The organism is Phenylobacterium sp. (assembly GCF_030654915.1).
GTDB lineage: Bacteria > Pseudomonadota > Alphaproteobacteria > Caulobacterales > Caulobacteraceae > Phenylobacterium.
The window spans coordinates 1-12,029 of the sequence record NZ_JAURWM010000386.1 but is presented as its reverse complement, the minus strand read 5'-3'; the positions used below and the strand labels follow the sequence as shown (position 1 = coordinate 12,029).

Below are 12,029 nucleotides of genomic sequence, written 5' to 3'. Positions count from 1 at the left end.
ACCCTAGGCGCGCACCCAGACCCGCAAGGCGCCGAGCATCGTAAAGCCATTGCGTTCAGCCGAGGCCAGATCGCCGCCGGCTTCGTAGGTGACGACAGGCCTGCCCGGCGCCGACGCGCCGAGAGCATCGAGGAACCGGCGGCGCGATCCGAAGATGTTGGTCACGCCCAACGCTCCGGCCGCGTCGTAGGCGACGCCGCCAGCGCCCAGGATTCCTGCCGGGTCAAACCCGCCGAGCACGCTGGCCCGCCGATCCGCTAGCAACTCGCGATGGAAGATGCGCTCGGGGTTCTGATCTTCGCCGCGCCAAGCGCGCTCCCATGCGGCGAGATCCGGTTCGTTCTCGATCCGCCGCCACTCCAAGGCTTCGCCGCCGGCCGGCGCTGACTGCGCGGCCCGCCAGAGCCAGCGCGCGTCAAATAGCGGCTTGAGCCCCGCGGCTTCTAGCTCGAGGCAGGCGAAACTGTCCTTCACGCTCAGGTCGAGGTCAGGAACGGCCCGCCGCAGATCGCTGACGAAGCGGGCCTGCGCCATCGGATCCGCACCAAGCTCCACCGTCACCACGTTGGGATAATATTGCGGGGTCGGGCGCGGGCAGAACCACAGGCCGTGAGCCGTCTCGACCGGCAAACCGTGCGAGCGCCAGATCGCGGCGCACCACTCGGCGTTGTTCAGCGCCGCGATTTCGTCCCGTGCGTCGTGCATCCGATCCCCCTGCGCTCTCATGGCGCCGTCCCCGGCGCTTGGCGACCGAATTGCGGAGCCTATCTCTGGGCTAGTACCGCCAACCTGGGGGGTGCGGCGTGGTGTCGTCTTCGAGGTCGAGCATCACCTCGTCGACGTAACACCAGGCCCAGCCATCCGGCGGATCATAGGTCTCGATCAGCGGATGGCCGGTGGCCTTGAAGTGCTTGGTGGCGTGCTGGTTCGGCGAGTCGTCGCAGCAGCCCACATGGCCGCAGGCGCGGCACAGTCGCAGATGAACCCAGCCCGCCCCGATCTTAAGACAGTCTTCGCAGCCGTCGGCGGACGGGGTCACCGCCTTGAGGAACGCGCCGTGCGTGCAGGTCATCGGGCTAGCCAGGTTGCGAGGTTGCGGACATAGCGCTCCGTCGACCAACGGCCGCGAGGATCAACGAGGATGCGGTCGGAGGGCCGCTCGCTGACGAAACTGGGGCAGCCGGCGCGCGGATCCCAGTTGTAGTCGCAGAAGTGATGGAAGGTGGACTGCGCCACCGCCGCGCCCGCCCCGCCAACCTCGCGTTCAAAAGCGACGGCGAGGTTGAAGCGCACGCCGGTGGTCTGGCTGACGCCGGTGGCGATCACCCGGGCGGAGGGTTCGTCCGGCGGCGCGCCGACCGCTCCCTCATGCGGATGGGCCGGCAAGAACGGCAGGACCCCGCCGGGCGCGTCGGGATCGCGCAGCAAGGGGTGCGGCGCGCCCTCGGCGCGGATCGTCTGGAAGTCGCCGTTCGAGCCGGAGTGATAGTTTGGCCAGAGGATGCTGGGGGTTTCCAGGTCATCAGGTCGCCAACTCTCCGGGTTCGGCTCGGGGTTGGTGGAGTGGAAGTGATGGGCCTTGCCCACCCCGCCCAGCGAGCAGACGCAGCAGCCAAGGTCCATGTGGTCGCGCGTCACCATCAACCCGCCGCCCGCGGCGCGAAACCGGCTGATCGCCGCGCATTCCTCGGCGTTAAGGCCATCGCCCACGTCCACGGCGAACAGCCAGAGCTGGTCGAAATCGCTTTCGTCCATATTGACCAGCACCGGATCGGCGCCGTCATTGGCCGAGGCCCGGTCTCGCGCCACCACCTCGAACAAGGCCGCGCCATCCTCGCCCCGCAGGCCGCGAAGATACTGCGCCAGCAGCGAGAACCGGCCGACGTGCCAGTCATCGACCACCGGCGGGATGGTCGTCTGGATCAGGATGCGCTGCGGCGCGGCCATGGAACCTCCGATTGCCTGAAGGAACGCTAACCGCCTGGCGGCCGGGCGCAAGGCCCGGCGCGCGGCCTCAGGCGGTCAGGCCCTGGATTTGCGCAGCCAGACGGCGAACCCGCTCGGGTCCGCCCAGCATCTGGCGGTTGAGGCCGATACGCTTGAACCAGAAGTGCAGGCCCAGCAGGTCGGTGATGCCCATGCCGCCATGCACCTCGGTGGAGGTCCGCGCCACGAAGCGGCCGACTTCCGACAGGTGGGCCTTGGCGTGGGCCGCGGTCAGCGAGGCCTCGCCCGGCGCGTCGTCGAAGGCGTAGGCGGCGTACCAGACCAGCGAGCGGCAGGGCTCCAACTCGGCGGCCATCTCGGCGCACATGTGCTTCACCGCCTGGAACGAGCCGATGACGCGGCCGAACTGCCGGCGCTCCTTGGCGTAGTCGACCGCCTTTTCGATCATCACCTGGGCCGCGCCCAGGGTGTCGGCGGCCAGCAGCGTCCAGCCGGCGTCGCGCAGCGAGTCCAGCGCGTGGGCCCCGCCTTCAAGGCGCTCGGCCGGCGTGCCGTCGAACCCGACCTCGCCCAACGGCCGGGTTTGGTCGATCGTGGTCATCGCCGAGCGGGTCAGGCCTGGCGCGTCGCCGCGCACCAGATGCAGGTCGCCGGCTTGGTCGGCGACGACGAAGATGTCGGCGATCAAGGCGTCAGTGACGAACAGCGCCTTGCCGCTAAGCTTGCCGCCCAAGGCCGTGACGCCGGCGCCGTCGCGCGCGCCCGCCACCTGTTCGGCGATGGCGACGCCGGCGATGATCTCGCCCGAGGCGATCTTGGGCAGCCATTCCGACTGCTGACTCTTCGAGCCGGCCAACCGCAGGGCCAGCGGGGCGAGCACATAGGCGCCCAGAAACGGACCGGGCGACACCGAGCGGCCCAGCGCCTCGGCGGCCAGGGCGGCGTCCAGCAGCCTCAGGCCCAGCCCGCCGAACTCCTCGGGAATGAGAATGCCGGACAGGCCGAAGTCGGCCAGGGCGGCGTGGATATCCGCGCCCTTGTCCGACGGGTCGCCGGCGAAACTCCGCACCCGATCCAGCGAACTCGCCACGGTCAGGGTGCGGACCAGACTATCCTGCATCAGACGCTGGTCGGGGGTGATGGAGAAATCCATGTCAGACGCTCGCAAGCTTAGGTTCGCGCGGCAGGGCCAGGCCCCGCTCGGCGATGATGTTCTTCTGGATTTGCGCCGTACCGCCGCCGATGATCAGGCCTAGGTCGAACATGTAGTTCCACTGCCAGCTCCCCTTGGCGCGCAGATGCGGGCCGTCCTCGTAGAGCACGCCCAGTTCGCCCAGCGCGTCGATGGCGAGGGCCGCGATCTGGTGGTTCAACTCACAGCCCTGCAGCTTGACCACCAGCCCGGCCATGCCGGCCGGCTCGCCGGTCATCGACGAGGTCAACAGCCGCAAGCCATTGAACTTCTGGGCCATCACCCGGGCCTGGAGCTGCATCAGCCGGTCGCACATCACCGGATTATCGATCAGCCGCTCACCGTCGAGCGTCTCGGTCTTCATCAGTTCAATCAGCGAATGCATCCGCGCCTCGGTGGCGTTGGGATCGCCCAGCATGCCGCGTTCATGCTTGAGCGTGGCGTTGGCCACGAACCACCCCCGCCCACGCCCGCCGACCACCCCGCTCTGCGGAACCCGGACGTCGGTGAAGAACACCTCGTTGAATTCAGCCGACCCGGTCATGGTCTTCAGCGGCCGCACCTCGATCCCCGGCGTGGTCATCGGGAACAGGATGTACGAAATCCCGTCATGCTTGGCGGCGTCAGGCTCGGTCCGCACCAGGCAGAAGATCATGTCGGCTTGCGCCGCGGTGCTTGTCCAAATTTTTGAACCCGAGATTACGAAATCGTCGCCGTCCTCGATCGCCTTGGTCTGGAGGGAGGCCAGGTCCGAGCCGGCGCCAGGTTCGGAATAGCCCTGGCACCAGACGACCTCGCCGCGCAGGGTCGGGCCGATCCATCGCTTCTTTTGCTCTTCCGAGCCGACCTCCAGCAGGGTCGGGACCAGCATCGAGATGCCCTGGTTGGCGAAGCCGCGCGGCGCGCCGGCGCGTGTGAACTCCTCGGCGATGATCCGGGTCTTCAAGATGTCGGGCTCGGCGCCATAACCGCCATAGGCCTTCGGGATGGTGCGCGCGGCGTAGCCGTTCTCGATCAGCAGTCGCTGCCATTGCAGAGCCGCCTCGCGCGGCCGGGCGCCGGCGTCGCCCGCATAGTGGTCGCGATGAGTGGCGAGAAAGGCCCGCACCTCTTCACGGAACGCTTCCATCTCGGGCGTGAGCCTCAGATCCATCGATATTCTCCCGCCAATCGTTCGGCCTAGGCGAGCATTCCAGGTCGCCAACCGCAAGTATGACCCGGCGGAAGCGCGCCCATGCCCTGTGGAAGATCACGAGGCCCCAACGCCATACCCATCCTTAGATTTATTCTCGGAATGAACTTGATCTCAACATGAAACACCGGTCCACGAACAACTCGTGACTACGGCGCCGATGGCGGCCCAGCCGAGATCGACCTCCCCTGAAACGCCACGACCTTGCGTGCCAGATTGTCGCACCTCGCCCTCAACCCCCCGCTTTTGCTGGGAAACTGGCCGCCGTCGCCGAACGCGGTAACTCTTTCTTCAAGAGCCGGCGGCTACCGACGACACACGCGCTGGAAGGAGCCATGCTCAATGCAACTCCCGGACGCCAAGAATTCAAAAAGCTTAAATTGAACCAATTGGAATCCTCTCTGTCGGCAATTCAGATCAATCGAGTGAAAGAGAACTCGAGACGCCGGATGAGAGAGTTTTCCAGAAAACCGTTGCTGGATATAGCGCCAGGCCGCGTCAGCGCGGATCACGCCCCGCCCCGCGCCACACGCTAAAGAACCGAGGAAGAGCAGTGCTGTTCGACAACTTGAAGATCTCCCGCAAGCTGGCGCTCGGCTTTACCGCCGTCACCCTGACCATGGCCGGCATGGGGGGCGCGATGCTCGTGAACCTGCGCGCGCTCGATGAGGCCCGCATCGAGATCAAGGAGAGCCGGGAGACGCTCACCGCGCTCAGCGAGGCGAAGTTCTACCTCACGCGGCAAGAGAACAGCTATCGGGGCTACCTGCTCTCGAAGAACGATTACTACCTGGAACGGGTCGACAAGCACCGGGCGAACTTCAAGCAGCGCCTGGACGCCGCCCGCGAGCAACTGATCGACTCCCCCGAACTGGCGGCCAAGGTCGATCTCGCCGGCAAGGGCGCCGACAAGTGGCGCTCGGATGTCGTGGACGCCGGCGTCCGCCTGAGCGCCGATCCGATCACGCTGCCCGACGCCCTGGCCATGGTCGGCCCCGACGGCTTGGCTGACCAATTGATCTCGCCCGTCGAGGACGCAATGGACGCGGTCGTCCAATCCGAAATGGCGAAGATGGATGAACTGCAGCAGGTGCAGATCAACTCCACGCGCAACGCCTACGCCTCGCTGGTCATCGGCCTGGCCTTGGCCGTGATGTTCGCCATAGGCCTGGGCCTCCTGCTCACCCGCATGATCGCCGGGCCGGTGAACGCCATGACCGCGGCCATGCGCCGGCTGGCCCAGGGCGACTTCACCGCCGCCATCCCGGCCATGGGCCGTAAGGACGAGGTCGGCCAGATGGCCGAGGCTGTCTCGGTCTTCAAGGAAGCCGGGATCGAGAAATTGCGCCTGGAGAAACAGGCCTCCGAACAAGCCGCCGCCGTCGAGGCCGAACGCGCCCGCAACGAGGCCGGCCGCGCCGCCGCGGCCCAAGAACAGGCCGATGTCGTCCTGGGCCTGGCCGAGGGGCTGGAGCGCCTGAGCCAGGGCGACCTGACACACCGCATCACCCGAACCTTCCCCGCCGACTACGTGAAGCTGCAGACCGACTTCAACGCGGCCATGGGACAGCTCCAAGACGCCATGACCGTGGTGGTCAGCAATGTCAGCGGCATCCGCAACGGCGCCGGCGAGATTTCGACCGCCGCCGACGACCTGTCGCGTCGCACCGAGCAGCAGGCCGCGAGCCTGGAAGAGACCGCCGCCGCGCTCGATGAGATCACCGCCACCGTCAACAAGACGGCCAGCGGGGCCAAGACTTGCGCCCAGGTCGTGCTCGCCGCCCGCGGCGACGCCCAGAAAAGTGGTGAAGTCGTGCGGCAAGCCGTCGCGGCGATGAGCGAAATTGAACAATCGGCGCAACAAATCAGCCAGATTATCGGGGTGATCGACGAGATCGCTTTCCAGACAAACCTGCTGGCGCTGAACGCCGGGGTCGAGGCCGCCCGGGCTGGCGAGGCCGGACGAGGCTTCGCCGTCGTCGCCTCCGAAGTGCGGGCCCTGGCCCAGCGCTCGGCCGAAGCCGCCAAGGAAATCAAGACCTTGATCTCCTCGTCCACCCAGCAGGTCGGACAAGGCGTGCACCTGGTCGGCGAGACGGGCGACGCGCTCCAGCGCATCGTCGGCCGGGTCGCGGAGATCGACAGCCTGGTCGGTGAGATCGCCGCCAGCGCCCTGGAGCAAGCGACCGGCCTCGCCGAAGTCAACGGCGCCGTTAATCAAATGGATCAGGTCACGCAGCAGAATGCGGCCATGGTCGAAGAATCGACAGCCGCCAGCCATGCCCTCGCCAATGAAGCCGAGGCGCTCGCCGGATCTGTCGCACGGTTCAAGATCGGTCATATGCAGGCCGTTTCGTCCGGACGCCGTCCGGCCGCGCCGGCCGCGCAGATGAAGCGTTCGAGCCGCGACGGTTCGGCGCTCCGCAAGTCGGAGCCCGAAACAGACGGTTGGGAAGAATTCTAAGGCTCCGCCAACCGCGGGCCTTTGGGGGGAGTGTCGATGTCGGAGCTAGCAACACCCGTCGTGGTGAGCCTGCAGCCTGTTCTGGACCTGCAAGCGGCCGAGCCGCTGCGCGCTGAGCTGATGGCCCTGCGGGGGCGTCCGCTGACGCTGGACGCCTCGCAGGTCACCCGTCTGGGCGGTCTCTGCCTCCAGGTTTTGATGTCCGCGCGAAAAATGTGGGCCGAAGACGGGCACAGCTTAACTGTGGAGCAACAGTCTTCAGTCTTTTCAGAGCAATTGGCTGCATTCGGTGAACCCGAATTGCAATTCGAGGCCTAGGGGGACTCTTGTGAGCAAGACCGTTCTGACGATCGACGATAGCCGCACAATGCGGGAAATGCTGAACCATGCACTGGTTCAGGCTGGATACACCGTGATCCAGGCGGTCGATGGGGTTGAAGGACTAGAAGTCCTGCAAGCCAACGGCGCCGACGTCGTGATCACCGACATCAACATGCCACGCCTCGACGGCTTCGGCGTGATCGAAGGCGTCCGCGCCAATCCCGATCACCGCGCCACGCCGATCCTGGTGCTCACCACCGAGAGCGATGCAGCCAAGAAGGAGCGGGCCCGTAGCGCCGGCGCCACCGGCTGGATCGTGAAGCCGTTCAACCCGGTCAAACTGGTCGAAGCCGTCCGTCGAGTCGCCGCCTAACCCATCCCTGATCCGGAGCGTCCAGTTGGATCCGTTCGAGAGCATCAAGCAGACCTTCTTCCAGGAGTGCGACGAACTCCTGACCGACGCCGAGCAAGGTTTGCTGGCGATGGAGACGGGCGAGGCTGACGATGAGACGATCAACGCCGTGTTCCGCGCCGTTCACTCGGTAAAGGGCGGCGCCGGCGCGTTCGGATTGGAAAACCTGATCCGGTTCGCCCACGTCTTCGAAACGGTGATGGACGAACTTCGCTCCGGCAAGATGGAGCTGACCGACGAGGTCGCCAAAACCCTGCTGCGCGCCTTTGACGTGCTGGCCGACCATGTGGCCGCGGCCCGTGACGGCGGCGTGGTCGACGAGGCCCGTTCGGCGGGTATGCTCTCCGAACTCACGGCGCTGATCGGTGACGATCTCGCCGGCGCTGAGGACCTGGGCGCCGACGAGGACTTCGGCTTCGTGCCCATGGCCGTCAGTATCGACAGCGATGAGGCTGAAGCTCCGGCCTTCGACCTGGACCTTGCGCCCCTGGCCATCGAGCCCGAGGCTCCCCCGGCCGGCATCTGGGTCATTGAGTTCGCGCCGAAGACGGAAATGTACGCCAAGGCCAACGAGGCCGGCCTGGTGCTGCGCGAGTTGGCCCGTCTCGGCGCGACGCAAGTCATGCTGGACGACGCGGCCCTGCCGCCTCTGGACCAACTGGCGGCCGAAAGCTCCTATCTCAACTGGACCATCCGGCTGACCACCGAGGCCAGCGAGGCCGACATTCGCGAAGTCTTCGAATTCGTCGAAGACGACTGCGCCATCACGATCACCCAGGAAGGCGGCGCCGGTTCGCCGCCGGACCAGCCGCTGAGCGATGACGAGCTGGCCGCCGCCAGCGCCGACGCCCCGCTCGACATCGCCGCCTTGTTGGCTCGGGTCCAGGCCGACGCCCCCACCGCCGAGGCCGCGCCGGAACCCGTCGCCGAGCCCGAGCCCGAAGACCTGGACGTCGCCGCCCTGATCGCGCGCGCCCAGGCCGAACCCGTGCCCCCCGCGGTGGCCGCACCGATGGCCGCGGCAAAGTCCGCGCCGCCTGTCGCCGCCAACGCCGGCGGCCCCGCCACCGCGCAGCAGGCCACGATCCGCGTCGATCTCGACCGTGTCGATCGGCTGATCAATGCGGTCGGCGAACTGGTCATCCAGCAAGCCATGCTGTCGCAGCGCGTGCTGGAAAGCGGCCTGGCCCGCTCTTCCAACGTCGTGCTCGGCCTCGAGGACCTCGAACTGCTGACCCGGGAAATCCAGGACAGCGTCATGGCCATCCGCGCCCAGCCGGTGAAGTCGGTGTTCCAGCGCATGCCGCGCCTGGTCCGCGAAGTCGCCGACATGACCGGCAAGCGCGTGAAGCTGCTGATGGAGGGCGAAGGCACCGAGGTCGACAAGACCGTCATCGAGCGCCTGTCCGACCCGATCACCCACATGCTGCGAAACGCCATCGATCACGGGCTCGAAACGCCTGAAGGTCGCGCGGAGGCCGGCAAGCCGGCTGAAGGCGTCGTGAAACTGCGTGCCCTGCATCGCGGCGGCCGCATCGTGATCGAGATCCAGGACGACGGTCGCGGCATCAACCGTCCCCGGGTTCGCGGCATCGCCCTCGAAAAGGGCCTGATCAACGAAGACGCCGTGTTGTCGGACGAAGAGATCGACAACCTGATCTTCCTGCCCGGCTTCTCGACAGCCGAGACCGTTTCCGACATCTCCGGGCGCGGCGTCGGCATGGACGTGGTCCGCCGGTCGATCCAGGGCCTGGGCGGCCGCATCTCGATCTCTTCGGAACCCGGCAAGGGCTCGAAGTTCACGATGTCGCTGCCCCTGACCCTCGCGGTCTTGGACGGCATGGTGGTCACCGCCGCCGAGCAGACCCTGGTCACCCCGCTGTCGGCGATCGTCGAGAGCCTGACCCCACGCGCCGAGGATGTGCACTTGGTCGGCGGCAAGGACGCGGTGATCCGGATCCGTGACACCTTCGTGCCGCTGATCGACGTCGGCGTCGCGCTCGGCTTCCGCGACACGCCCATGGAACCTGGCCAGGGCGTCGCCGTCCTGGTGGAGAGCGAAGGCGGCGGCAAGGCGGCGCTGCTGGTCGACGCCATCCAGGGCCAGCGCCAAGTGGTGATCAAAAGCCTGGAAGCCAACTATCAGCAGATCGACGGCATCGCCGCGGCCACCATCCTGGGTGACGGCCGCGTCGCGCTTATCCTCGACGTCGATGCGCTCGTGACCACCCAGCACCGGCGTAAGCCGGCGCCGAAAAGCGAAAAGCGAATGGCCGGATGACCATGACCGAGCCCTCGACCCAACACGCCGGCGCGCGCCGCGAACTGATCGCCTTTCGCATCGCCGACCAGGAATTCTGCGTGGACATCATGCAGGTGCGCGAGATCCGCGGCTGGACCGTGGCCACTCCCCTGCCGCGCACGCCATCCTACATGAAGGGCGTCATCAACCTGCGCGGCGCCGTGCTGCCGATCGTTGATCTGGGCGCCCGGCTGGGCCTGACCACCAGCGAGCCCAGCGCCCGCCATGTGATCATGGTCGTCACCGTCGGCAGCCGCACGCTGGGCCTGCTGGTCGAAGCGGTCAGCGACATCATCGATGTCAGCGACGACATGGTTCAGCCCACCCCCGACGTCGCCTGCGACACGGTGAAGATGTTCGTGAAGGGCCTGTTCGCCATCGACGGACGGATGGTCAGCCTGATCTCGCTCGACCGCGTGCTGCCTGAAATGGAAGCCGAGGCGGCATGAGCACGACCTTTGAGACCCGCTCCAAGGGCGCGGGGACCGGCCTGGTCGAAGGTGAGTTCCTATTCACCGAAGACGACTTCAAGCAGATCGCCCAGATCCTGCACAGCCACGCCGGCATCGCGCTGGCCGAGGGCAAGGCCGCCCTGGTCTATTCGCGCCTGGCTAAGCGCCTGCGCTCGCTCGGGCTGCGCTCGTTCCGGGAATACTGCGCCCTGGTCGAGGACAAGCAGGGTGTCGACGAACGCCAGGCCATGATGGCGGCGCTCACCACCAACGTGACCCGCTACTTCCGCGAACCCCACCACTTCGACCACCTGCGCGACGTGGTGATGCCAAAGCTGGTCGAGCGCGCCCGGCGCGGCGGCCGGATCCGCCTATGGTCGGCGGCCTGCTCCAACGGCCAGGAGCCCTACTCCATGGCTCTCACCGTGCTCCAGGCCCTGCCGGACGCGGCGAACCTAGACGTAAAGATCCTGGCCACGGACATCGACCCGAACATGATCGCCGAAGGGCGCGCAGGGATTTACCGCGAGGACGCGGTCACCCCGATTCCGCTCGACCTACGCCGCAAGTGGTTCAAGAAGGCGGCCGGCGGCGCCTGGGAAGTGGCCGACGAGTTGCGGACCCTGGTGTCGTTCCGAGAGCTGAACCTGATCGGCGACTGGCCGATGAAGGGCAAGTTCGACGTCATCTTCTGCCGCAACGTGGTGATCTATTTCGACGAGCCGACCCAGGAACGCATCTGGAGCCGCTTCGCCCCGCTGCTGGAGCCTGGCGGCACGCTCTATATCGGCCATTCCGAACGGGTCTCAGGCCCGGGCGCCAACCTGTTCGAGACCACCGGCCTCACCACCTACGCAGTCAAGGGAGCTGTGCGATGACCGTCGGCGTCCTGGTTGTAGACGACAGCGCCACCATGCGCGGCCTGATCGGGGCGGCGCTGAAGCGCGACCCCGAGATCGAGGTCCTGGGCTTCGCCAACGATCCGATCGAAGCGCGCGAGCAGATCAAGAAGCTCAATCCCGACGTCGTCACGCTCGACATCGAGATGCCGAAGATGAACGGGCTGGAGTTCCTGGAAAAGATCATGCGCCTGCGGCCGACGCCGGTGGTGATGGTTTCGACCCTGACCCAGGCCGGCGCCGACGTGACTTTGCAAGCCCTGGAACTCGGCGCCGTGGACTGCGTGGGCAAGCCCGTGGGCGGCGTCACCGCCCAGGAAGCTTTCGCCGACCTCACCGCCAAGGTGAAGGCTGCGGCTCGCGCACGGGTGAGGCCCTACAACGGCCCGATCATCCCGGTGGAGCGTGATCGCGACTATCGGGCTTCCGACGCGATCCTGGCCATTGGATCGTCGACCGGCGGGGTCGAGGCGCTGATGACCATCCTGTCGCACTTCCCCGACAGCTGCCCGCCGACCGTCATCACCCAGCACATGCCGGCGACCTTCACCAAGAGCTTCGCCGCGCGGCTCGACAAGATCTCCGGCGCTCATGTCACAGAGGCCAGGGACGGCGATCGCCTGCAGGCCGGCCACGTCTACATCGCGCCTGGCGGCGATGCGCATATGGAAGTCACCTCGTCCTCGCACCCGGTCATCCGGCTGCGCCAGGGCGAACCGATCAACGGCCACCGCCCCTCCGTCGACGCGCTGATTGAGTCCGTCGCCAAGCTGAATCGTCCCGCCGTCGGCGCCATTCTGACCGGCATGGGCCGGGACGGCGCGGCCGGTCTAATGTCCATGAAGAAG

The 12,029-nt window shown here is 66.8% G+C and carries 12 protein-coding genes; 7 read left to right on the top strand and 5 right to left on the bottom strand.

Annotation, left to right across the window (positions count from 1 at the left end):
- Positions 1-3: 3 nt before the first annotated feature.
- The 5 genes from Q7T84_RS20005 to Q7T84_RS19985 form a co-directional block, all read right to left on the bottom strand.
- Complete coding sequence (locus Q7T84_RS20005) at positions 4-705, bottom strand: hypothetical protein (RefSeq protein ID WP_304812606.1); 702 nt, start codon at positions 703-705, stop codon at positions 4-6.
- Positions 706-775: 70 nt separating this feature from the next.
- The gene (locus tag Q7T84_RS20000) at positions 776-1,072 is read right to left on the bottom strand and encodes a UBP-type zinc finger domain-containing protein (RefSeq protein WP_304812604.1); all 297 of its coding nucleotides are present in this window, start codon (positions 1,070-1,072) and stop codon (positions 776-778) included.
- Entirely contained in the window at positions 1,069-1,947 is an 879-nt protein-coding gene (locus Q7T84_RS19995) for a hypothetical protein (protein ID WP_304812602.1), read from the bottom strand. The genes Q7T84_RS20000 and Q7T84_RS19995 overlap by 4 nt, the downstream gene beginning before the upstream one ends.
- A gap of 67 nt (positions 1,948-2,014) precedes the next feature.
- On the bottom strand, positions 2,015-3,100 hold the full coding sequence (locus Q7T84_RS19990) for an acyl-CoA dehydrogenase family protein (protein WP_304812591.1): 1,086 nt from the start codon (positions 3,098-3,100) through the stop codon (positions 2,015-2,017).
- A gap of 1 nt (position 3,101) precedes the next feature.
- Positions 3,102-4,292: an acyl-CoA dehydrogenase family protein gene (locus Q7T84_RS19985; protein WP_304812589.1), complete on the bottom strand. Its 1,191-nt coding sequence runs from the start codon at positions 4,290-4,292 to the stop codon at positions 3,102-3,104.
- Between the two features lie 592 nt (positions 4,293-4,884).
- Here Q7T84_RS19985 and Q7T84_RS19980 point away from each other — a divergent pair.
- The 7 genes from Q7T84_RS19980 to Q7T84_RS19950 all read left to right on the top strand — a co-directional run.
- Complete coding sequence (locus tag Q7T84_RS19980) at positions 4,885-6,795, top strand: methyl-accepting chemotaxis protein (protein WP_304812586.1); 1,911 nt, start codon at positions 4,885-4,887, stop codon at positions 6,793-6,795.
- A gap of 36 nt (positions 6,796-6,831) precedes the next feature.
- The gene (locus Q7T84_RS19975) at positions 6,832-7,113 is read left to right on the top strand and encodes an STAS domain-containing protein (protein ID WP_304812583.1); all 282 of its coding nucleotides are present in this window, start codon (positions 6,832-6,834) and stop codon (positions 7,111-7,113) included.
- Between the two features lie 10 nt (positions 7,114-7,123).
- Positions 7,124-7,489, top strand: coding sequence for a response regulator (locus Q7T84_RS19970; protein ID WP_304812580.1), 366 nt, complete (start codon positions 7,124-7,126; stop codon positions 7,487-7,489).
- A 25-nt stretch (positions 7,490-7,514) separates the two neighbouring features.
- On the top strand, positions 7,515-9,809 hold the full coding sequence (locus tag Q7T84_RS19965; RefSeq protein WP_304812578.1) for a chemotaxis protein CheA: 2,295 nt from the start codon (positions 7,515-7,517) through the stop codon (positions 9,807-9,809).
- Between the two features lie 2 nt (positions 9,810-9,811).
- Positions 9,812-10,279: a chemotaxis protein CheW gene (locus Q7T84_RS19960; protein ID WP_304812666.1), complete on the top strand. Its 468-nt coding sequence runs from the start codon at positions 9,812-9,814 to the stop codon at positions 10,277-10,279.
- The gene (locus Q7T84_RS19955) at positions 10,276-11,160 is read left to right on the top strand and encodes a protein-glutamate O-methyltransferase CheR (RefSeq protein ID WP_304812576.1); all 885 of its coding nucleotides are present in this window, start codon (positions 10,276-10,278) and stop codon (positions 11,158-11,160) included. Before Q7T84_RS19960 ends, Q7T84_RS19955 begins: the two co-directional genes overlap by 4 nt.
- Positions 11,157-12,029, top strand: an 873-nt coding sequence (locus Q7T84_RS19950) for a chemotaxis response regulator protein-glutamate methylesterase (protein ID WP_304812573.1), incomplete at its 3' end; no start/stop codon positions are given. The genes Q7T84_RS19955 and Q7T84_RS19950, both read left to right, overlap by 4 nt.

Excerpts from the sequence above, each read along its gene's own strand:
- Q7T84_RS20005 (WP_304812606.1), bottom strand. The coding sequence starts at position 705 with ATGCACGACGCACGGGACGAAATCGCGGCGCTGAACAACGCCGAGTGG.
- Q7T84_RS20000 (WP_304812604.1), bottom strand. The coding sequence starts at position 1,072 with ATGACCTGCACGCACGGCGCGTTCCTCAAGGCGGTGACCCCGTCCGCC.
- Q7T84_RS19995 (WP_304812602.1), bottom strand. The coding sequence starts at position 1,947 with ATGGCCGCGCCGCAGCGCATCCTGATCCAGACGACCATCCCGCCGGTG.
- Q7T84_RS19990 (WP_304812591.1), bottom strand. The coding sequence starts at position 3,100 with ATGGATTTCTCCATCACCCCCGACCAGCGTCTGATGCAGGATAGTCTG.
- Q7T84_RS19985 (WP_304812589.1), bottom strand. The coding sequence starts at position 4,292 with ATGGATCTGAGGCTCACGCCCGAGATGGAAGCGTTCCGTGAAGAGGTG.
- Q7T84_RS19975 (WP_304812583.1), top strand. The coding sequence starts at position 6,832 with ATGTCGGAGCTAGCAACACCCGTCGTGGTGAGCCTGCAGCCTGTTCTG.
- Q7T84_RS19960 (WP_304812666.1), top strand. The coding sequence starts at position 9,812 with ATGACCGAGCCCTCGACCCAACACGCCGGCGCGCGCCGCGAACTGATC.
- Q7T84_RS19955 (WP_304812576.1), top strand. The coding sequence starts at position 10,276 with ATGAGCACGACCTTTGAGACCCGCTCCAAGGGCGCGGGGACCGGCCTG.